We start from the raw sequence: 22,235 nt of genomic DNA, 5'->3' as shown, positions 1-22,235 counted from the left end.
GAAACAAGAATGACAACATTAAATTTAGTAGCCTGTTTCAAAACTCAATTAGTGTCAGCTAAATAATCGCCAAGGAAAAACAGGCACAATCCAAAGAACTATTTTCTCGATTTGCGGGTTGTCTAACACGTCCCTCAGGGATATATTAGTGTTGCTCTTGGTGTGTTTAAGGGTAAGAGTCATGGAATTGTGGATTTGGGATTTCAGATTTTAGATTCTTCACAACGATGAATCTAGAAGTATCAAGCTTTTTATTTGAGATTTTACATTTGATGTTTTTGCTTAATCCCAAATCATGGGAGCATCCCAATTTTGCCAAAAGGTACAGGACTAACACAAAAACTCTGTACAAACTTCTTTCCTTGGCGCTCTTGGCGTCCTTGGCGGTTCGTTATTTCATTATTGTTCTAAGCCAAAATTCCATATAAAAATAAACTTGCACATTTGGGATGCTCCCCAAATCATAAATATAAAATTGGCATTGTCATGAAGCACTCGTTAGTTGTTTAGAAAGTTTTTCATTAGTGACAAATTCGCTAAAAGTACTCACGACTGGTGGCGTTAGCGGTGTAGGTTCACTCTGTAAAGGTAAGCGGGGAAATAATAATTCAGCAGTGCGATACGCTTCTTCTAAATGGGGATATCCAGAAAACACGAAAGTTTCTATGCCCAAATTTTGATATTCCAGCATCCTAGCAGCAACGGTGTCGGGATCTCCAACTAGGGCTGTACCAGCACCACCCCGCACTAATCCAATTCCTGTCCAGAGGTTGGGGCTAATCTCTAAGGTTTTTCGACTACCACTATGTAGTTGACTCATGCGCCGTTGTCCTTCAGAATCAGAACTAGCCAAGTCTTTCTGAGCTTTTGCGATCGCATCCTCATCTACATACTTAATTAGCTCATTGGCAGCATCCCAAGCCGCAGATTCGGTTTCTCGCACAATTACATGCAAGCGAATCCCAAAACGGACTGTTCTCCCTTGTTCAGCCGCTAGTTGCCGAACTTCGGCGATCTTTTGGGCTACTTGTTCTGGAGGTTCGCCCCAAGTCAGGTAAACATCTATATGTTTAGCAGCAACCCGCTTGGCAGCAGCAGATGAGCCACCAAACCATAAGGGTGGATAGGGTTTTTGAACTGGTGGAAATAGGAGTTTACCACCTTTGATATCCAGGTAGTTTCCTTTAAAATCTACTGTTTCCCCACTGACGATACCCCGCCAAACTGTAAGAAATTCATCGGTTAAATCATAGCGATCGTCATGACTGAGATGCAAGCCATCCCCAGCAAGTTGCACCGGATCTCCACCTGTCACCACATTAATCAACAATCTTCCTTTAGAAATCCGGTCAAATGTTGCTGCCATCCGTGCAGCAGCACCTGGAGAAGTAATTCCTGGACGAATTGCTACAAGAAATTTCATCTGTTTGGTGACAGAGATGAAAGCAGCAGCCGTAATCCAAGCATCTTCACAAGAACTCCCTGTGGGTAATAATGCGCCCGTGTAACCTAAATTATCCACAGCTTGGGCAATTTGCTGCAAATAATCAGGTGTGGCAACACGAGAGCCAATATCTGTGCCTAAATAGCGTCCGTCATGAGATCCAGTAGGAATAAACCAGAGAATTTGCATGTTTGTCAGGGTATGAGAGATTTAAACACCGTTAATTTGACGAAGTTACCGTAGTTTTATTAGTATTTTACAGGAAATTATTTAAAAAACTAGTGTAGATTCACGATTCATCAGGAATAACTCTCTAAGGGACTTGCAATTAAAAAAATATCTAACTTGTAGGATGCGTTAGCCAGAAGCACAACGTACCGTAACAGATTAATATAGACGATGCGTTAAGAAAGCAACGCCCCTACAAATTAAGATTGGATGATTTATTTTTTGGTAGTACCTAATAATTTATAGCTGTTCCTATTCAGATGCGGTATAACGTTATATCGCCATGTGTAGGGGCACGGCAGCCCCCATTGGTGTCAGCGTAACGTAAAAGCTATGCCCCGCAAGGAACTGAAGTTCCTTGCTAATAGCGAAAGTCATCTTAAGATGACTCAATAAAATCTTTAGTCTACTTAAGTAGACTTTAGCTAAAAGCCAAAGAATTTTAGTTCGAGGCGGGTGAGTCAGCCAAGCCAACAGTTAAGCTATTTCTAGGCTTTTGTTGACACGTATGGACACTGCCGTACCCCTACGGGTGTACCTCACTTTCCAAAACCAAGGTTTTCAAGAATTAAAAGGAAAATTTGCCAAAGATGGATTGGTTACAAAAAAAGCAGGAGTATTCTAGTGTGGAACTTGAAAGCTGGTATTTTAGTACTCACACTGAGTTGCATAATTGCAACTGGTATAGCAGTATATCTGATTGGCGGCATTGAACCAGCACAAATTCAAGCTTTGCTAAAATCTTCTGGTATCTGGGCACCTGTTATTTATGTTGCTTTGTACGTTGTAGCAACTATGTTAGTTTTGCCTTCAACAGTGCTAAATTTGACTGGAGGCGCAATTTTTGGCCCTTGGCTGGGTACTTTTTGGACTAGTGTAGGAGCAGTCATTGCGGCAATAATTGCCTTTATTTTTACTCGGACTATCGGACGTAAAACAGTTGCGAAACGACTAGCAGGACGCTGGCAAGCTATGGATGCTGAGGTGCGCCGTGGAGGGCTTTTTTATATGTTTGCCATCCGATTAGTACCAATCATGCCCTATGGCTTGGTCAACTTTGTAGCTGGACTAACTTCGATCAGCTTTAAAGATTATGTTTTAGGTACAACACTTGGTACTGTTCCTAGTGTATTACCTTTTGTACTACTAGGTAGTTCTGGTTTGAAGGCAGTCAAGACCGGCGATTTTTTGCCCCTAGTACTCGCCTTGGGCTTAACTGGAACCCTGGTAGCAGGATCTACCTGGTATCGTCATCGTCGGACTTTTCCCAAAAAAGCTGTAGAAAGCCTTAAAGAATCAGATTCAGATTACATGAATCCAAAGAACAAATAAATTATCGGAATGGGACTTGAATCTTGGTAGGTATACTGAAAACGAAACATTGATGATGACAAGCAGTCTGTCAGCTTGGCTGTTCAAATTAAACGAGATTCTCAGATGCTACCAAAGTATTCATTGATTGTTCCAATTTATAACGAAGAAGAAATTATTCCTGAACTATACCGCAGACTGAGTGCAGTAATGAATCGGCTGGATGGTGTTGTCGAATTAATTTTAATCAATGATGGTAGCCGCGATCGCTCCCTACAACTACTGCGAGAACTCCATCAAAAAGACCCACGCATTTGCTATTTAAGCTTGGCTCGTAACTTTGGTCATCAAATAGCAGTTACGGCTGGTCTTAATTTTGTCCGGGGTCAAGTTATCATCATCCTTGATGCTGACTTACAAGATCCACCAGAACTAATCCCCGACATGATTGAGAAATGGCGACAGGGCTATCAAGTTGTCTACGCTCAACGCACTCAACGCCTTAAGGAAAGATGGTTTAAGCGTTTTACTGCCTACTTCTTTTATCGCATCCTTAAGAAGCTTGCAGATGTAGAGATTCCTACTGATACTGGTGATTTTTGTTTAATGGATCGGCAGATCGTAGATATTCTCAATTCTATGCCAGAACGCACCCGTTATATCCGTGGTCTGCGTTCTTGGGTTGGCTTTGAGCAAACAGCAATTCGGTTCGAGCGCAACCCCCGCTTTGCTGGGGAAGTTAAATATACTTTTAGCAAATCCTTGGCCCTTGCCATCAATGGTCTAGTATCTTTTTCAATAGTGCCACTGCGGTTATCAACATACTTAGGGTTAGTAGCGGCGGCGGCGGCTATCTTCATGGCTTTATTAGTCTTGTATTGGCGCCTTTTTGTCCCCCATTCGCCTTTAACCGGGTTTACGATTATTTTGATGGCAATCTTCTTTCTCGGATCTGTGCAGTTAGTCAGTGTTGGCATCTTAGGCGAATATATAGGGCGCATTTATGAGGAAGTTAAAGCCAGACCTCTTTATACTTTGGCAGAGGTAGGTGGTTTTTATCATAAATCCTCCAACTCAACGCGCAATTCTGACAAACTAGAAAATTTAGAAGATCCTACTATTCAAAATTAGACAAGTATTGACCTAAGAAAGGCAGAGGACAATTATTGCTGGAGACAGGAGGGGTAACAGCCTGTGTAGCCCAAATTATCTCACAGCTTGGGCGATTTGTAGCTTTTCATTCATTTTTACTGACTATTTGCGGCGATTACCTACGAGAAAGTAAGCGATCGCAGTTGCTAAAGTTAACTTAGCCAAGAATTTTGACATATTTTCGCCTCATAGAAAATTACTGGGTATTGCATTGTAGCAAGCTCTATGCAAAGATAATTCTACAAAAGTACGGTAAATCGATAGAAGTATCGTATTTGATTAACAATTGATGCTGTCAAAATATAGCTGATTACAAATTAGTGTTTTCAGTTAATGTTACCTGGCAAATAATAACTTGCATCTAAATCAAGCTTTAGTCAATGTCAGTAGCCATTGATTAACTTTGTACAGCATAACAAAAAAATGCCATTACGATGTCTCAAAAGTATCAGTTTATATAGCATGGGTTTGAGTTTTTCTTAAAAGAAGAAAAGTCTTTTTTAAAGCAGTGATTGTCTCATCTAAGAGGTTTATGGGATTCTGTCAATCTTCAGAATTCATAGTTTGCTGCGAATTATGGATTGTACATTCAACTGCTTAGTACTGATTTTAAGCTTGTCAGAGAAACTTTGGTAAATCTATAATTCAATGCTTTATTAAAAGCATTTTAATAAATGATTTATCTTGTTTTCCTGTCAGATTGACAGCTAGTTTATTCATTTTTTAGGTTGAGGAGTTAAGGAGTCATGTTGAATTTGCGCTGGAATTATAGATATATATTTTTCCTGCTTTCTTTGCTAGATATTCTAGCTATCCTGGTTTTTTATCCAGCCAAAAGTCAGGCTGAACTACCTAAATCTGATGTATCTACTACTTCAGTAGTAGATAACAAAGCTCCACAAGGAGTTGTTAATCAAACAGTAGACACTTCAATTGCACCAGTTACTCGTAAAAAAGCTCCAAATGATCTCCGAGAGCGAGTGACACCTGTCTCACAATTGTTGCAAGTTGCACCACCAACTGACAAAAAAGCTCCAAATAATTCTGCGGGGCAAGTGACATCCGTCTCCCAACTGTCAGATGTTAAGCCGACAGATTGGGCATTTCAAGCATTACAGTCTCTAGTTGAGCGCTACGGTGTAATTGCGGGATATACAGATAACACATTTAAAGGCGATCGTTCCCTAACGCGCTATGAATTTGCAGCTGGGTTGAATGCAGCTTTAGATCGCCTCAATGAACTAATCGCAACTTCAACGGCAGATTTAGTCAGACGGGAAGACTTGGATACCATCAAAAAACTACAAGAACAGTTTTCTCCAGAACTCGCTCAACTTCGCGGACACGTAGATAGCTTAGAAGCGCGAACTGCGGAGTTAGAAGCAACTCAGTTTACGACCACAACCAAACTTATAGGTCGATCTCAGATTGTCCTTGGCGAAGTTATAGCAGGCAATAACGTCGTCACCAAAAGACCAGCACCTCACAATGCCACACTTCAAGGCTCAACTACTTTAAGGTTAAACACCAGTTTTAACGGTAAAGATTCACTAGCTATAACAATAGGAGGTGGAAATCAAGAATCATTGGGACAAAAAGGAGCTGGATTATTGGGAACTTATGAGGGGAGAACTGCTGATAACTCCAGTATTACTTTTGCACGCAACACTCTTATTCTCAGTGGTCTTCGCTATCGGTTTTTACCTTTTCCAAATACTCAAGTTAACATTTATCCCTTGTCCGATGGAGCTAGTGAGATAGGGCTTTCTGGCCCGATTAACCCATATTTTGAATCGTCTTCTGCCACTGGTGCTAATGGGATTTCACGATTTTCACGGCGGTCTTTGGTCTATAACTATGGAGATAGCGGCCCCGGTATTGCCATACTCCAGGGATTAGGCAAACAGCTTCAATTCGGGATAGCGTACAGCGCACCAAACGGTAACAATCCCACACCTAATAATGGCTTATTTAAAGGCAGGTATTTAGCTTTAGCACAGTTAATATACTACTCTTCTAATCGGAATTTTCGAGTGGCAGCAACTTACGTTAATACCTATAGCCCACCAAATACTCTAGGTTTTAGTGGAACAAATTTCGGCCCAGCAGACGGGAGTAATCTGGTAAATAGCACCGTGCCGGGAGCGGCAACTATAGGCAACCTTTATGGTCTACAGGCGTTTTATCAAGTTAATCCCAAGCTTGCAATCAATGCGTGGGTAAGTTATGCAGCACACCGCTATGTGGGGCGCGGAGATGGCGAAGCTATGGATTGGGCTGTAGGACTGGCATTCCCGGATCTTTTTAGTGAAGGTGCTCTAGGGGGGGTTTTAGTTGGTATGGAGCCAAAAATGATTAGTCTCAGTAGGGGTGTAGATTTGGGAGCAGGTGCGGGACAAGCTGACAAAGATACTTCCCTACACGTTGAGGCATTCTATCAATATAAAATCGGAGATCATATTGAGGTGACGCCAGGTGTGATCTGGATTACTGCACCGAACTCTGATGCTAGCAATCCTGATAGTTTATTTGCTTGGGTTCGTACTGTCTTTAGGTTTTAACCTTTGACACTCCCCGGACTGATTAAACTTTGCTTACACTCGTTTAATCGAAAAGTCTGGGGATTCTTGAGTCTTAGGGAGCGGCTTAACTCCCAAGTAGAAACACATTAGCTTGGATAAATCCATGAAAAGATTTAAAAAGCAACTCTCTTTAGAGATGTAATAAAATTTATTTATTTTACATAACTTGACGTTTGAATTTATTTACTAAAATACTTGCTTTTTGTCGAAAACTGTGAAAAGCTTTGTTATATCTAAAACTACGGTTTATCTATCAGGTTAAAGTATTTTATGACTATCAATCTGGTGGCAACCTGTCTTAAAGAGCCACAGGAGCCACAATTTAAGGCTACTAAACTATCGATTCAGTAATTAAAGACCTGACCTCCAGCCCACTTCCCTTGTAGGCGAAGGGTTATTCCAGGATTACTAAATTGGTGTTGTTGTAAGTCATCAAGTAGATAGGCAAATAGATTTATGAAATGGTGTGCAGCATCGATGGGGTGAAGACTTGATGCTTAAGACTTTATCGATGGAGGAAAATTGTAGATGCTGAAGACGTTAACAACTGATTTTGAACTCGACTTAGAAAGCGATGTGCTTGTGATTGGAGGTGGGCCAGCTGGAACTTGGGCGGCTTGGAGTGCTGCATCAAGTGGAGCTAGGGTGATCCTCGTAGATAAAGGGTATTGTGGAACAACTGGATGTGCTGCTGCATCTGGCAATGGTGTGTGGTACGTGCCACCCGATCCCGAAGCAAGAGAAACAGCTAAGGCAAGTCGGGAATCATTGGGTGGGTTTTTATCCGATCGCAACTGGATGGATCGGGTACTAAATCAGACATATATCAACGTTAATCAGTTAGCAGAATGGGGTTATCCCTTCCCTACCGACGATGATGGTAAACCCTACCGGCGATCGCTGCAAGGGCCGGAGTATATGCGCCTGATGCGGCGACAAATCCAACGAGGAGGAGTCAAAATTTTAGACAACAGCCCCGCATTAGAACTACTGGTAAATGACGATGGTGCTGTTGCTGGTGCAACAGGTGTGAACCGTCAAACTGGTGAGAAATGGATAGTGCGATCGCACTCCACAATTATCGCAACTGGGGGCTGTGCGTTTCTTAGTAAAGCGTTAGGATGCAACGTCCTGACAGGGGATGGTTATTTAATGGCGGCAGAAGCTGGTGCTGAGATGTCGGGTATGGAATTTTCTAATGCTTATGGCATCTCTCCCGCCTTTTCTTCAGTTACCAAAACCCTGTTTTATAATTGGGCAACCTTCACCTACGAAGACGGTAGTGTGATTCCGGGGGCAAGTTCTCATAGACGTTCAGTAATTGCCCAGACATTGCTGCAACAGCCTGTTTACGCCATCATAGATAAAGCGGCTGAATCGATGCGGCCATCTATGCGTTTAGCACAGCCCAACTTCTTTTTACCTTTTGATCGTGCAGGTATCGATCCATTTACCCAACGTTTTCCTGTAACTCTGCGCCTAGAGGGAACTGTGCGCGGTACGGGGGGAATTAGGATTGTAGATGAGAGTTGTGCCAGTTCTGTGCGGGGACTCTATGCAGCAGGAGATGCTGCTACACGCGAACTGATTTGTGGCGGATTTACTGGTGGTGGTAGCCATAATGCGGCTTGGGCAATATCTTCTGGCTATTGGTCGGGGAAATCGGCTGCTGAATATAGCCGCAGTTTGGGGGAACACAAAACTCAACGACAAGTTAAGGGTGTTGGAGAGGTAGTATTAGAGTGTGGGAGCGATCGCTCTCAAACCTTGACAACTGATGAAGTAATTCAGGCAGTCCAAGCGGAAGTATTTCCTTACGAAAAGAACTATTTCCGTACAGAACAAGGCTTAACTGAGTCTTTGGGTAAGCTAAATCATCTTTGGCAAGAACTCCGCAGTAGCCACGTAAGTTCATATAAAGAGCTGATCCGGGCGCGAGAAGCTGCGGCAATGGTAGCCACAGCCCGGTGGATGTATAGCAGCGCCATTGAACGTAAAGAAACTCGTGGTATGCATAAACATCAAGATTATCCAGAACTTGATCCTAACCAGCAACATCACCTGATTAGCGGCGGATTAGATCAAGTCTGGGTAAAGATTCAGCCTTTAGAAAGTACAGAAAAGTCTTTATCTAAAATAGGAGCAGCAGTGTGATTGAGTTGGTCAGCGAATCGCGGTGCATAAAATGTAATATCTGCGTGAATATTTGTCCAACTAATGTGTTTGACAAAGTACCCGATGCGCCGCCAACCATTGCTCGACAGAGTGACTGCCAAACTTGTTATATGTGCGAATTGTATTGTCCAGTTGATGCTCTTTATGTTGCACCAGAAAGCGATGTGACGACTTCGGTCAACGAGGCAGAATTGATAGAAGTTGGACTACTGGGTAGTTACCGTGAAAACGTTGGTTGGGGACATAAACGCACCTCAACAGCAAAAGCCGATGAAACATTCCAAATTTTGAAGCAGATGAAATAGTGCGGCGGAGAAAATAGTCATGCTGTTGTTACCAGTAGGAACAAGTTATATCAATAAAAATAAATTTACTTCCAGATTCTCAACTTCAGTGGCTTATGTCCTACTGCTACTAACTACAGGATGTAGCCAAGGCGAAACTAAATCTGCTCAATCCATTGAGGCTGTTAATGTCAATAATACTGTTGCTGCATCCAATAATATTTCTACACTACGTATAGGTTATGTAGGTAGTTCAGACCCTACAGGGCCACTTGGTTGGGCAAAGAAAAAAGGAATTTTAGATCGGGAGTTGCAAAAAGTAGGATTTAAAAACATTACTTTTGCGCGATTTCCTAACGGGCCGGATCTAAATGAGGCGCTTGTTGCAGGACAATTAGATGTTGGTTCTTTAGGCGATACACCAGCCATAGTTTTGAGAGCAAGGGGTCAGGAAACCCGACTGCTGCGGATTACTCAATTTAATACAACCGCCTGGTTAGTAGCGAAAAAGAATGGCCCGCGATCGCTCGCTGAACTCAAGGGTCAAACAATAGCTACCCAAAAAGGTTCTTATATGCATCGATACCTGCTGGGTCTATTAGCTGAAGCTAAAATTGCCAAAGATGTAAAAGTTGTTCACTTGATGACTACTGAGGCAAAAGCGGCTTTAGAACGTGGTGATGTAGCAGCTTATGCAACTTCAAGCGATCTAGGGCCTTTTCTGAAATCACAAGGGTTTCCAGTTATTGATTCTTCTGCGAATCATAAAGGTCTGTCAGGGACATCATTAGTTGTAGCAACCGAAAGTTTTCTAGCGAAACAGCCTGATTTTCCACACAGATTTAATGCAATTCTCACAGAAGCAGCCAAGGATTTAAAAGCTAATTCTGAAGAATATTATCAGTATCATGCTCAAACTACTAAATATCCCGTTGATATTATCAAAGTATCGTTTCCACTCAAACAGGTATCAGAAGAACCATTACCAGCTGAGGGTGTGAAACTTTTAGAAGGCACGAAGAAATTTTTAGTCTCGCAGGGTTTAGCAAAGTCAGACTTTAAATTAACAGATTGGGCTGTTAATGAAAAGTCGCATTAATTTTATCTGTATTAGCTTGTTATAGAAAAATACTCCTCAGTTTGGAAAAAGGTTTTATGACTATTGCTGTTACAGCTAATATCTACAAGTTTGTGGAGAAGGAAATAATCAGCAAAGCTGATTATCGAGATTTTCTCTTTACTAATCTCGCCACATTATATGTAAATAAAAATCCCAACTTCTTCAAATAAATGCTGTTAAGAAGAAAGTAGACGACCTTCTTAATCAGTACTATCTACCCAATCAAATTGAAAAATCAGGTAGAACCTATGACTATTGCACTAGACCGTCCAAAAAAAACCAAGTCTGCTCAAATTCGGGAAAAATTAGGTTATCCGATCATTGACACCGATGTACATACCCAAGAGTTTCCCCCAGCATTCTTAGACTATTTAGAGCAAGTTGCTGGAACTGCGATTGCAGAACGTTTCCAAGAACACTTACCAGGTGCATCTCGCTCTAAATGGTTTAACCAATCTTGGGATGAACGCCGCACTTACCGCACCGCCCGTCCTCCTTTCTGGACTCGTCCCACTAATGATCCTCTAAATTTAGCTACCGTTAGTTTGCCAAAGCTATTACACGAACGCTTACAAGAAGCTGGTACAGACTTTGCCGTTGTATACCCCAACTTGGCAACAATGGCACCACACATCGGTAATGAAGAGATGCGGCGGGCTGTTTGCCGTACAGCTAATACTTACCATGCTGATATTTTCCGTCCTTATAGCGATCGCTTAACACCCATTGCCGGTCATTAGTCATTAGTCATTTGCAAAGGACAAAGCATTAATAATAAAGGACTAATGACAAAGGACAATTACAACGTTCCATGTTCCATTTCCTCTGTTCACTTGTAGCGTGGGCCTTGCCCACTCTACATTTCTCTTAAATTCTGTGTCTAATACCAACAATCTGTACCTTTATTGTATCGGTTTGCACCTTTATTGCATCGACTTGCACCTTTGATGCATCGGTTTGTACCTTTATTGCATCGACTTGCAAAAACTAACCTACACAAAAATGATTTAATTATGGTACTAGATATTACAAAACCAAAGGATTACATTGACCTAGCAACTTCTCTATCTAAGGAACTTGCTCAATCCGCAGTTGAACGGGATGCTCAAGCCGGAGTTCCCGAAGAGGAAATTAATAAACTGCGTGAAAGCGGTTTGTTACCACTGATTGTGCCTAAGCAATATGGTGGAATTGGTGCAACTTGGATTGATGCTTTAAAAATTGTTAGAAAGCTATCAAAAGCCGATGGTTCTATTGGCCAGTTGTATGGTAATCATCTGAATTTGACGGCTTTGGGTCACGTTTCCGGCACACCAGCCCAAAAGGAAAAATATTATCGAGAAACTGCTAAGAATAACTTATTTTGGGCAAATGCTATTAATACGCGAGATACTAGGCTGAAAATTAACCCAGAAGGCGAAAATTTTCGGGTTAATGGTGTTAAAAGCTTTGGTACAGGTATTTCCGTTGCAGATTATCGGGTATTTTCCGCTTTAGAAGATGGTGTAGAATTGCCCTTCATATTCATAATTACCAAAGACAGAGAAGGGTTAGTTTCTAATCAAGATTGGGATAATATCGGGCAACGTCGCACTGATAGCAGTAGTTATACATTTAATAATGTTTTAGTGGAGAAAGATGAAATTTTAGGGCCATCGAATCCTCCTGATAGTGCCTTCTCAACTTTTCTTGGTATTATTGCCCAGCTAACAAAAACCAATGTTTATCTGGGAATTACTAAAGCAGCCTTCGCCGCCGCTCGTGAGTATACAAAAACTACTACTAAAGCGTGGATTACATCAGGGGTAGATAGTGCTACTCAAGACCCATATCTTCTACATCATTACGGAGACTTTTGGGTGGAAATACAAGCTGCGATCGCTCTAGCTGACCAAGCAGCCGAGAAGCTGCAAGCAGCATGGGATAAGGATGTAGCGCTGACTCATCAAGAGAGAGGAGAAGTTGCGGTCGCAGTTTCCACGTCCAAGGCATTAGCTACCCGTGTAGGTATAGATATTACCAACCGTATCTTTGAAGTTACCGGAACTCGCGCCACAGCAACTAAATATGGATTTGACCGTTACTGGCGGGATTTACGAACCTTTACCCTGCACGATCCTGTGGACTACAAATTGCGAGCGATCGGTGATTGGGTACTCAACGAGCAGCTACCTGTCATTACCCAATATTCTTAGGGCATTAGGCATTGAATAATGCAAAGTTTCACTCACAAATAATCTTCCAGTAGCACGATATTGGAGTGGGATCTTCTCACTCAACTTCCCAAATTTTCCCTCCTCACTATTAAATTTTCATTTCCTCGAGTCGTTGCGGGGTGGGTAATACCCACCCATTTCCTAAAATCATAAATAAACTTTTTAAACTTAGAAAAAATATGCATTGGAGTTTGTAAATAACTTAATATAAATAAAAGATTTTTTGTTTTTTTCATGGCAATTAATCATCATTGTTCTAACCACCTAGAGGGAAATCAATAAAACAACCCATGTCAGCTTTAAAAGGAAAGTTTGAATTCAGAAAAAACCAGAAAACAACACGTCGTTCCTTGTTGTTTGCTCTCGGTTACTGCTTAATGCTATCGACGACCCTATCGAGTTGTAGTGAAGCAAAAAATAATACTCAGCAGTCAGCAGCTTCCCCTGAATCGGCAGTTTCATCTAGTAATATAGAGAAGTCAACTGAGAAACAAATAGTACGAATTGTACGTTCAAAACAACTTACCGCTTTAGCAATTTTAGAAAAACAGGGTTCTTTAGAAAAGGGATTAGAGCCTCTGGGTTTTAAAGTGCAGTGGGCTGAGTTTGCTGCTGGGCCACAACAGCTAGAAGCCTTGAATGCAAATGGACTGGATATCGCATCTACAGCCGAATCGCCTCCTATATTTTCACAAGCAGCAGGAGCGCCTCTTGTTTATCTAGCTACTACACACCCTAGTGGTAAAGCTATTTCACTTTTAGTTCCTGTAAACTCTCCGATTAAAAGTGTTAGCGATTTAAAGGGCAAAAAAGTAGCTTTTCAAAAAGCCTCCATTGGACACTATCTATTAGTTAAAGCATTAGAAGACGCGGGATTGAAACTAAGTGATGTCCAATCAGTTTTTCTACCGCCGCCAGACGCAAATGTGGCATTTAGTCAGAACAAGGTGGATGCTTGGTATATTTGGGAGCCATTCGTTACCAGAAATGTACAAAATAAGGTAGCTCGTGTTTTAGCAGATGGTGGTAAGTTGCGGGATACTGGCAATTTTTACTCAACCTCACGCCAGTTTTATCAGGCTCATCCTGATGTTATCAAAGTCTTTCTAGAGGAGCTAGAAAAGGCAGAAATTTGGACTAAGGATCATCCCAAAGAAGTAGCACAACTGCTTGCTCCTGTAACTCAACTAGATCCACCTACTTTAGAAATCATGCATGATAAATATGATTATGGGCTGCTACCGATTACTGAGAAAACCATTACCAAGCAACAAGAGGTTGCAGATAAGTGGTACAGCTTAGGACTTATCCCCAAAAAAGTGAATGTTAGAGATGGGTTTTTGACGCCTGAAGAGTACGCCAAAATTACTCCCTCAGAGGTGTTAGCAAATAAGTAGTTATTCCAAGAATAAACTAAAATACAGGAAGGAGAATGTGATGCCTACCTCGACTTTAACAGAGGTTAAAATTAGGTCTATTGATGCCCCTTTGGGAGCCATCGTTACCAATCTTGATGCCAGTCAACCTATCGTACCTGAAGTTATATTACAACTTAAGCAAGCTCTGCGCGATCGCCACATCTTAATTTTCAAAGACCAAAAGCTCTCCGATGAACAGCTTTTGAACTTTTCTCTATATTTTGGCGCACTCTTTGTACCATCTGATGAAACTCCAGTATTGGCTTCTAAACTAGGAGAAACTCCGGTGGTGATTCCGATTTCCAATGTGGATGGTGGCTATACCGGTACTGGAGAACTCACTTTCCATTCTGATCACAAATGGACCCCTATCCCATCTAGTGGTTCACTTCTTTATGCGTTGGAAATACCAACTCATGGTGGAGATACTTATTGGTTAAATACCAATTTAGCCTATGAGGCTTTAGATGAAGCCACCAAAGAACGGATTGCAGATTTACAGTTAATTACCTACAACCCATTTTTGCAAGACCGGAATGCACCCCGCTCTTTGTATCGTTTAGACAAAACTATTCCTTTAATCAGTCCGATCTTTCCCCATCCTTTAGTTAGAACACATCAAGAAAGTGGTAAAAAGCATCTTTACTTAGATGCTGCTACAGAAGTGGAAATTGTCGGGTTAGAGCCGGAAGAAGGATCTAAACTGATTGAACAGTTGAGACAACATCTAACTCAACCCAAGTTCTACTACCAACATAAATGGTCTATAGGTGATATTGTCTACTGGGATAATCAAGCTACCTTGCACTACCGTCAAGCATTTGATCCAAATGAGCGACGAGTATTAAAGCGGGTTAGCCTCGCAGGTAGTCGTCCATTTTAACAAAGTTTGGGGGTTTAAGTTGCATATCTTCTATCAAGCAACGCGAATTGAACGCCTAAGCTAAATCTCCGTCACTTTCACCTAATTGCTCTCTTCTCTACCAGACGCTCCGCGAACTTAGCATTAGCGAGTCTGCGTCCCTTGGGCGTCTCGTAGAGAGCGTCATTAAGAAAAAGCGAATTGCGAATTGGTTTAACCTCTACATCTGAAGTAGAGATGCAATAAATTGCGTCTCTAAAAAGCTAGAATTATAAGTAAAATTTATCCCCATATTTTTTAAATACGATAAGACAAAAAGCTTGAATAACTAGGTTAAATTGTTTTAAAGTAACTAGAGTAAGCAATAAATATATTATCTTTTTCAAAAGTATAAATATATTGGTTATTGTTTCTCTAAAAAACTATATAAATTTTATTTATTAATTATATTTTGGCTAAAAATAGTGTTTATAAATACTTCATTTAGCTCAAGAAGCTAGATAATATGTAGACAATACTTGATAGTTAAAAATATTCGCAACTAGCTTAAAAAGCGGTAATCAAATTATTAATGATTTGATTAATTTACTTTAACTAAAAGATTGGTTAAGCCTGGAGTGGAAAAAATGTTTAACAATACTGTAAAAAATAAGTCAACAATAATCAGTAAAATTGCATTATTTGTAATGCCTGGTTTTTTAGCTTTATCTACCACTTTAATAAGTTGTACTTCACCCAGTAATAATACAAATAATGCAACTGACGCTAAAGCAGAGACAGCAGCAACAAAAACTATTACTTTCAAAACCAAAGTACTGCGAATGGGTTACCAAAGCTCTGGTGATTTAGTTAGAGTGACAGGAGTTTTAGAAAAACGTTTGGAACCCTTGGGTGTAAAAGTTGAGTGGGCGCAATTTGCTCAAGGGCCGCAACTCATGGAAGCGATGAATGTTGGTAAAATTGATGTTGGTTTAGTTGGAGAAACTCCTCCCATTTTTGCCCAAGCAGCTGGTGCTAGAATCGTCTATCTTGCTGGTAGAAGAATTACTGCTACTACCGGTAAAGGGAGTGCGATCGCAGTTCCTAAAGGTTCTCCAATTAAAACTTTAGCTGATATCAAAGGTCACGAAGTCGTTTTTCAAAAAGGTTCTGCTTCTCACTATTTTATCATCCAAGCCTTAAAAGAAGTGGGCTTAAAATATAGCGATATTAAAGTCTTGAGTATGCCTAACGTTGAAGCCCGTGGTGCATTTATTCAGGGCAATATTCCAGTTTGGGTAACTGGTGATCCTCACTTAGCTTTGGTTGAAAAACTCCACGGTGCGCGTGTACTGCGAGATGCCACAAATATTGGAACCCCAGGCGGATATTATGTAGGAACACGCGAGTTTGCTAAGGAAAATCCTGAATTACTTAGAGTTATCTTGGAAGAGATTGATAAAAACGGTCAATGGGCAGAAGCAAATCGTAAAGAGGTGGCCAAACTCATAGCACCAGTGCTTAAAATTGATCTACCCATTCAAGAAATAATTTCAGGACGAGCTACTTATAGAATAAGAGGAATTACTCCAGAGTTGATGAAAGCTCAACAAAGTGTTGCAGATTTATTTTATAACGAAAAAATCTTACCCAAAAAGATTGATGTTCAGGAAGCATTGCTCACGCCTCAAGAATATGCAGCTATTACTCCACCAACACTGATAAGTGAAAAGTAGAGAATAATCAAATATGAAGTTTGTTTTGTTAAACAAACTAGAATACCAATTTCCTAAATGCAAAAAGAGATTAGCTGAATTAGCATAATCTCAATTTTTAATCATAAATTGGTGTTCTAGGAGGTTTAAATAACAACTTCCTATTATCTTACTTGCTGAAATAAAGTAAGACTGACAACCTAAAAGCTAAAACTTACGAGGGAAATCACAACTGATGAACAAGCCATCTCAACCACAACGTCGCACAGTTTTAAAGCGTATTGTCCAATATTCAGTACTCGGACTGTTTACTTTATCATCTTCCTTGGTGGGTAGCCTTGTGCAAAGCACCCAAGCGCAGACAGCCAAAGTAATTAACTTGGCGTATCAAAGTTCTGGTGATATTGTCAAAGCTAGCAAACTTGTTGAGCCACGTTTCAAAGCATTGGGTATAACCGTGAATTGGGTTGGGCCATTTGCAGCAGGGCCGCAATTGATAGATGCGCTGAATGCAGGTAAGGTGGATATCGGTAGTGTCGGAGAGACACCTCCAATATTTTCCCAAGCCGCAACAACAGGCGCCCCTCAATTTGTCTATATTTCTGGACGCACGCCCACCGATGGGACAAACCAAGGTATTGTAGTGAAAGCTAATTCTCCCATTAAGACAGTAGCGGATCTTAAAGGTAAGAAAATTGCTTTTCAGGTAGGGTCGAATGCACAGTATTTACTAGCAAAAGCCTTGCAAGAGGTAGGGTTAAAAATTAGCGATATTCAAATCGTTGCTTTGACTCCAACTCAAGCCCGCGACGCCTTTCTTCAAGGCAATGCTGACGCCTGGGTGGGTGGCGATCCGTTGTTAGCTATTGTGCAAAGTACTAATACTACTCCGATTCGGATTTTGAGAAATGCAGCCAGAATTAACACTCTAGGCGGATTTTATCTTGGCAGGCGTTCATTTGTCACCCAAAATCCGGCATTGGTACAAGTGTTTTTAGAGGAAGCAGAAATTGCAGGAGAATTTGCTGAAAAAAACCCAACCATAATTGCCAACGAGTTAGCACCTGATCTGAAATTAGATGTATCAATTGTAGAAAAGGTGGTACGCCGTAGTGCTTATAGATTGAGAAGACTGACACCTGCCATCATTGCCCAACAGCAGAGCGTTGCTGATTTTTATTTTGCACAAAAAGCCATCCCGCGTCAGGTAGATATCCAACAAGCGATTCTTCCTAATCTACAATATCAAGCTATCACACCTGATAATATCAAGTAACGTTAAACAGGTAGAGGCAGGTTTATTCAGCTATTAACTTGGCTAGCTACTACACTGTAGCAAAAGGTTGCCTAACTTTAACAAAGGGCTTAACAAGTTTCTCAACTAACTTGTTAAGCCTATTGTCTGGTTAAGTAAAAACCGAGGAAGGAACAAAATAACAAGCGATCGCTAACTTCCTTACAGATGTGATTTGGTAATAACAATTAGTTGCAACTAAAATATTCCAGTAATGAAAATACCATTTATTCTACAACGCCGCACAGTTTTAAAACGCATTGCCCTATTTTCTGTATTGGGATTTTTTACTCTATCAACTCCCTTAGTAGGCGGATCTTAAAGGTAAGAAAATTGCTTTTCAGAGGGGATCGAATGCACACTATTTATTAGCAAAAGCCTTGCAAGAGGTGGGGTTAAAAATTAAGGATGTTAAAATTGTTGGTTTAACTCCATCTGAAGCCCGTGACGCTTTTATTCACAGCTACAAACAGGTTTATTCAGCTATTAAGTTAGCGATCGCATCTACTAATTCGGCTGGCTCTACTGGTTTGGCAAGATGCTTGTGAAATCCGGCTGCAAGTACTTGCTTGGCGTTCATTTCTCCAGCATAGGCAGTAAGTGCGATCGCTCGAATTTGCCCTCCTTGCTCTGCTGGCATTGTTCTCAACTGCCGCATGAACATACATCCATCCACTTCTGGCATCCCGATATCGCTTAAAAGTATATCTGGCAGAGATTGGCTTAAAGCGGCTAGTGCCTCATTTGCTGATGCCACTGCTGTCACATTTGCCCCATACTGCTCTAGTAAGAAGGCAATAAATTCTCGCGTATCTGCATCATCATCCACTACTAAAATATTGACACCATTTAAATTTGAAGATGTCTCTGAGTCGTTACTGTCTTGTTTAATCTCTAATTGATTTTGAATCAACGGGAGTCTCACGGTAAAAGTTGCCCCCTGATCTTCGCCTCTGCTTTCTACCTGCACTGTCCCGCCATGCAATTCAACTAAATGACGGACAATAGCTAACCCTAACCCCAGTCCACCAAACTTTCTGGTGGTGCTGCTGTTCTCTTGGCGAAAATATTCAAACACGTAAGGCAGAAAATTAGGATCGATGCCTTTTCCTGTGTCGCTGACGATAATTTGAGCGTAAAGCGGGGAGTGGTTTGGTATTTCTTTACCCCCTACTCCCAATTCCCTACTCCTTACTTGTTCCAATCGAATATCAACCCGTCCCCCCGCAGGTGTAAACTTAACTGCATTTGAGAGCAGGTTCCAAACGATTTGCTGCAATCGGCCAGAGTCACCTAAAACTTGCCCTAAATGTGGTTCCAGGCTGATGTGCATCTCAATTGACTTAGCTTCTGCTGATAACCGCACTGTTTCCATTGCAGCCGAAATCACAGATGCCAAATCCACTGGGTAGATATTCAGGCTAAGTTTACCTTGTAAAATTCGGGAGATATCCAGCAAATCTTCAATCAGTTGAGCTTGTAACCTAGCATTTCGCTCAATAGTCTTCAGCGCTTGAGGAATTGTCTTTTCATCAAGTTTTTTGGTTTGGAGTAGCTTAGACCATCCTAAAATTGGGTTGAGTGGCGATCGCAATTCATGAGAAAGGACTGCGAGAAACTCGTCTTTAATTCGGTTGGCGTTTTCTGCTGCTTCCCGTGCCGTTTGCTCTGCCTCGTATAGGCGGGCCCGTTCCATCGCTTGAGCGCACTGCTGTGCTAGTGCCAGAATGAAGGGTTGGTCATCCTGATTAAACTCCTGAATTTCGGCAAAAGCTAGAGACATTCCACCTATGGCTCGTCCCTCGATGATCAATGGAATTGAAATCCAAGCTCCGTAATTATACCGTGCATACTCCTGAGCTAGATGTGAGTAACGAGCAACCCTTGTTGTTGTTGGCTCCTGCCAGATAGGCTGTTTGGTTCGTACTGCTTCTGCCAGTGGTGCGGATGTATGAATAGAGAATCGACGCCATGTATCCATCGCTTCTTGCTCATAACCTACTGCACGGACAATTTCTAGCTCAGTGCCGCTTTTAGTCACTAGTGCTACTAAAGCAGAACTAGCTCCCAAAGCTGCCATACCTTGCTCTACAATTACTTCAGCAACCTGTGCCGGAGTCAGAGATTCAGAAAGTGCGGCGGTAATGGCTTGCAGACGCGCAGTGCGAGATGCTGCCTGTAAAGCCACCTGTTGAGATTGCTGTGTTTCTGTATAAAGTCGAGCATTATCAACGGCTACGGCAGCCCGGCGAGCTAACTCCTCAGCTAACATTAGGCTTTTGGTATGGTAGCGACGGCCTAAAGAAGATACCAAAGTCATAGCTCCCAGCACCCTTCCCCGAACTATGAGCGGTACACAAATGCCGGATGTAGGATTTAGTTGTTGCAAAATTTTTAGATGACTGGCATTATGGCTTACTGCTTGTATCTGTTCATCAGAAATAAAATGAGTAATTTGTGATTTACCTGTCTCTATTACCTCACCAAGACCTTCTTTTCGTGTCAAATCAGGCGGATAATTTTGTAACTGTTCTACCAATTCTTGTTTTTTTGGATCGGCATGGGCTGCTGTAACCCGGCGAATTAATTGATTGTCACAAATAATATCAACTAAGCACCAATCAGCTATTTCAGGCACTACCAAACGCGCTAAACTGGCTAAGGTTGTCTCGTAGTCCAATGATGCTGCCAAAATCTCACTAGCTTCAGCTAGAAAACGCTGCTCCGACTCCACTTGCTTGCGCTCTGTAATATCCCGTGAAGACGATTGCATTTCTAAAATTTCTTTAGTTTGGCGATCGCGGATAGCTCGAATAGTTGCTTCCAACCAAATATAATGTCCGTCTTTGTGACGAGCGCGGTGAGTAACAGTATAAATATCTGGTAAATCGGCATTGACTGGATAATTTCTGGCAATATCTGCCAAATCGTCAGGGTGAACTAACTCCTGGCTGTGATTACCTACTAATTCCTCTGGTTGATACCCCAATACTGTGTAGCAAGCTGGTGAAATGTACAGAAGAGTTCCATCTACTCTATGGCGTGAAATAATATCAGTTGAATTCTCAGCCATCAGGCGAAAACACGCCTCACTCTCGCGCAGTTTTGCCTCTGCCCGTTTACGTACATTAATATTACGGAAATAAAGTGATAACCCTGTGGGTGAAGGATAGGCACGAACCGCGAACCATGCATCAAAGGGTGGGTAATAATCTTCAAGCTCAAGGGGCGTTTCTAGAGCAACTGCCCTTTGATAAAGTTGACCAAAGCTAGTATCAGCCAGTTCTGGAAACTCCTCCCACAAATTCTTCCCAAGCAGATCCTCGCAGGAACGCCCTAAAGTTCTGCTTCCCTCATGATTGATGTAGGTGAACCGCCACTCACTGTCAAAGGCAATAAAGCCGTCAGTGATACTTTCTAAAATCTTGGTAACTTGCTCTTTGGCAGCTTCAGCCTCAACACGAGCCGCTTGCTCTCGCTCAAATAGCTGTTGACGTTCGACTTCTGCTTGCTTGCGATCAGTAATTTCTTGACATATTGCACCCACCCAGGTAATATTACCTGGTAGTTGAATCGGATAGTAATTCACCGACCAATGCCGCTGCTTCCCAGGCGCGGCGGGTGTCTCTCCACTGGCCTCTTGGGCAATAGATTCTCCCGTTTCGATCACATGGTGGAAAGCCTCCATGACCGCATAATCTACCCCTGGTAGCACTTGGGCGACGGTCTTACCGATATGCACCTCTTGGGGAAAACCGTTAATTTCAGCTAAAGCGTCATTCAATCGAACGTATCTTAATTTCTCATCCCATAAACCAATACCTATAGGTGCGTTATTGAAGAGGGTATCAAGCAAAACGTTAGCTTCAACCAAGCGAGTCTGTTCTGTTTTTAATAGCGCCAGTAATTGCTCACGTTCTGCCTCAGCTTGCTTGCGTTCGCTGATATCTACGCACATTCCTACCCATTCCTCGATTTCGCCTGTTTCATCGAGTATAGGCACACCGCGTATCTTCATGTAACGGTATTCGCCGTCATGCCGCAGAACACGATACTCGGCAACTGCAACGCTGCGTCCAAAAAAAGCCTGTCTCCAAATAGCAGCTACAGATGTACGATCATCGGGGTGCAGTGCGTCAACCCAACCCCATCCTTTAGATTGTTCGGGACTTTGCCCAGTGAACGCCTCCCAAGTCGGAATCTCGTCAACAACGTTGCCCCAAGGCCCCGCGCTCCAGACAATGGATGCGCTTGCTTCTGCCAGTGAGCGGTAGCGTGCTTCACTATGACGCAGATTCTCTTCTACTTGCTCCTGTTCGCCCAAATATTGCCGCAAATTTGTACCTCTTGAGCTTTTAGATGATCAATTAAATTTTTAACAAGGGGAAAATTTTCTTTCTCAATCGAGATACCTGAGGTTTCCAAAATCCGGTGACGTGTCCATCCGTTTTTCCA

At 41.9% G+C, this 22,235-nt stretch carries 16 protein-coding genes and 1 pseudogene; 14 read left to right on the top strand and 3 right to left on the bottom strand.

The window, feature by feature from the left end:
* Positions 1-484 precede the first annotated feature (484 nt).
* Positions 485-1,633 carry an FMNH2-dependent alkanesulfonate monooxygenase gene (gene ssuD, locus V7K25_RS25910; protein WP_335161937.1) on the bottom strand — a complete coding sequence of 383 codons (1,149 nt, stop codon included), beginning with the start codon at positions 1,631-1,633 and terminating at the stop codon, positions 485-487.
* A 663-nt stretch (positions 1,634-2,296) separates the two neighbouring features.
* Between ssuD and V7K25_RS25905 the strand changes: the two genes are divergently transcribed.
* The 11 genes from V7K25_RS25905 (at position 2,297) to V7K25_RS25855 (ending at position 14,813) form a co-directional block, all read left to right on the top strand.
* Positions 2,297-3,004 carry a TVP38/TMEM64 family protein gene (locus V7K25_RS25905; protein WP_335161935.1) on the top strand — a complete coding sequence of 236 codons (708 nt, stop codon included), beginning with the start codon at positions 2,297-2,299 and terminating at the stop codon, positions 3,002-3,004.
* Positions 3,005-3,109: 105 nt separating this feature from the next.
* A complete protein-coding gene (locus V7K25_RS25900; protein WP_335161933.1) occupies positions 3,110-4,114 on the top strand; it encodes a glycosyltransferase family 2 protein in 1,005 nt (334 codons plus the stop codon).
* Positions 4,115-4,881: 767 nt separating this feature from the next.
* On the top strand, positions 4,882-6,696 hold the full coding sequence (locus tag V7K25_RS25895; protein WP_335161931.1) for an iron uptake porin: 1,815 nt from the start codon (positions 4,882-4,884) through the stop codon (positions 6,694-6,696).
* A 549-nt stretch (positions 6,697-7,245) separates the two neighbouring features.
* Positions 7,246-8,871 (top strand): FAD-binding protein, encoded by a 1,626-nt coding sequence (locus V7K25_RS25890; RefSeq protein ID WP_335161929.1) that lies wholly within the window; start codon positions 7,246-7,248, stop codon positions 8,869-8,871.
* Positions 8,868-9,197, top strand: a complete 330-nt coding sequence (locus V7K25_RS25885) for a ferredoxin family protein (RefSeq protein ID WP_335161927.1) — start codon at positions 8,868-8,870, stop codon at positions 9,195-9,197. The genes V7K25_RS25890 and V7K25_RS25885 overlap by 4 nt, the downstream gene beginning before the upstream one ends.
* Positions 9,198-9,216: 19 nt before the next feature.
* Positions 9,217-10,275 (top strand): ABC transporter substrate-binding protein, encoded by a 1,059-nt coding sequence (locus V7K25_RS25880; protein WP_335161926.1) that lies wholly within the window; start codon positions 9,217-9,219, stop codon positions 10,273-10,275.
* 56 nt (positions 10,276-10,331) lie between these two features.
* The gene (locus V7K25_RS25875; RefSeq protein ID WP_335161924.1) at positions 10,332-10,466 is read left to right on the top strand and encodes a hypothetical protein; all 135 of its coding nucleotides are present in this window, start codon (positions 10,332-10,334) and stop codon (positions 10,464-10,466) included.
* 78 nt (positions 10,467-10,544) lie between these two features.
* A complete protein-coding gene (locus tag V7K25_RS25870) occupies positions 10,545-11,036 on the top strand; it encodes a hypothetical protein (protein WP_335161922.1) in 492 nt (163 codons plus the stop codon).
* A gap of 273 nt (positions 11,037-11,309) precedes the next feature.
* Entirely contained in the window at positions 11,310-12,491 is a 1,182-nt protein-coding gene (locus V7K25_RS25865) for an acyl-CoA dehydrogenase family protein (RefSeq protein ID WP_335161920.1), read from the top strand.
* Positions 12,492-12,802: 311 nt separating this feature from the next.
* Positions 12,803-13,909, top strand: coding sequence for an aliphatic sulfonate ABC transporter substrate-binding protein (locus V7K25_RS25860; protein ID WP_335161918.1), 1,107 nt, complete (start codon positions 12,803-12,805; stop codon positions 13,907-13,909).
* Between the two features lie 40 nt (positions 13,910-13,949).
* The gene (locus V7K25_RS25855) at positions 13,950-14,813 is read left to right on the top strand and encodes a TauD/TfdA dioxygenase family protein (protein ID WP_335161916.1); all 864 of its coding nucleotides are present in this window, start codon (positions 13,950-13,952) and stop codon (positions 14,811-14,813) included.
* Between the two features lie 559 nt (positions 14,814-15,372).
* On the opposite strand, the gene V7K25_RS25850 is transcribed toward V7K25_RS25855, so the two are convergent.
* Entirely contained in the window at positions 15,373-15,597 is a 225-nt protein-coding gene (locus V7K25_RS25850) for a hypothetical protein (RefSeq protein ID WP_335161914.1), read from the bottom strand.
* Positions 15,598-15,613: 16 nt separating this feature from the next.
* Here V7K25_RS25850 and V7K25_RS25845 point away from each other — a divergent pair, with 16 nt between their 5' ends.
* The 3 genes and pseudogenes from V7K25_RS25845 to V7K25_RS25835 form a co-directional block, all read left to right on the top strand.
* Positions 15,614-16,507, top strand: coding sequence for a sulfonate ABC transporter substrate-binding protein (locus V7K25_RS25845; RefSeq protein WP_335161912.1), 894 nt, complete (start codon positions 15,614-15,616; stop codon positions 16,505-16,507).
* Between the two features lie 214 nt (positions 16,508-16,721).
* A complete protein-coding gene (locus tag V7K25_RS25840; protein ID WP_335161910.1) occupies positions 16,722-17,762 on the top strand; it encodes an aliphatic sulfonate ABC transporter substrate-binding protein in 1,041 nt (346 codons plus the stop codon).
* Positions 17,763-18,091: 329 nt separating this feature from the next.
* A pseudogene (locus V7K25_RS25835) lies at positions 18,092-18,238 on the top strand (ABC transporter substrate-binding protein); the annotation flags it as partial.
* Between the two features lie 17 nt (positions 18,239-18,255).
* On the opposite strand, the gene V7K25_RS25830 reads toward V7K25_RS25835, so the two are convergent.
* A complete protein-coding gene (locus V7K25_RS25830; RefSeq protein ID WP_335161908.1) occupies positions 18,256-22,116 on the bottom strand; it encodes a hybrid sensor histidine kinase/response regulator in 3,861 nt (1,286 codons plus the stop codon).
* Positions 22,117-22,235 lie beyond the last annotated feature (119 nt).

Source organism: Nostoc sp. (assembly GCF_036919495.1).
In the GTDB taxonomy this organism is placed as follows: Bacteria; Cyanobacteriota; Cyanobacteriia; order Cyanobacteriales; family Nostocaceae; genus Nostoc.
The sequence above is the reverse complement of the archived record's forward strand: the minus strand, read 5'-3'. Positions and strand labels throughout refer to the sequence as shown.

Coding starts and splice junctions, on each gene's coding strand:
- ssuD (WP_335161937.1), bottom strand. CDS start 1,633: ATGCAAATTCTCTGGTTTATTCCTACTGGATCTCATGACGGACGCTAT.
- V7K25_RS25900 (WP_335161933.1), top strand. CDS start 3,110: ATGCTACCAAAGTATTCATTGATTGTTCCAATTTATAACGAAGAAGAA.
- V7K25_RS25895 (WP_335161931.1), top strand. CDS start 4,882: ATGTTGAATTTGCGCTGGAATTATAGATATATATTTTTCCTGCTTTCT.
- V7K25_RS25890 (WP_335161929.1), top strand. CDS start 7,246: ATGCTGAAGACGTTAACAACTGATTTTGAACTCGACTTAGAAAGCGAT.
- V7K25_RS25880 (WP_335161926.1), top strand. CDS start 9,217: ATGCTGTTGTTACCAGTAGGAACAAGTTATATCAATAAAAATAAATTT.
- V7K25_RS25875 (WP_335161924.1), top strand. CDS start 10,332: ATGACTATTGCTGTTACAGCTAATATCTACAAGTTTGTGGAGAAGGAA.
- V7K25_RS25870 (WP_335161922.1), top strand. CDS start 10,545: ATGACTATTGCACTAGACCGTCCAAAAAAAACCAAGTCTGCTCAAATT.
- V7K25_RS25865 (WP_335161920.1), top strand. CDS start 11,310: ATGGTACTAGATATTACAAAACCAAAGGATTACATTGACCTAGCAACT.
- V7K25_RS25860 (WP_335161918.1), top strand. CDS start 12,803: ATGTCAGCTTTAAAAGGAAAGTTTGAATTCAGAAAAAACCAGAAAACA.
- V7K25_RS25855 (WP_335161916.1), top strand. CDS start 13,950: ATGCCTACCTCGACTTTAACAGAGGTTAAAATTAGGTCTATTGATGCC.
- V7K25_RS25845 (WP_335161912.1), top strand. CDS start 15,614: ATGGGTTACCAAAGCTCTGGTGATTTAGTTAGAGTGACAGGAGTTTTA.
- V7K25_RS25840 (WP_335161910.1), top strand. CDS start 16,722: ATGAACAAGCCATCTCAACCACAACGTCGCACAGTTTTAAAGCGTATT.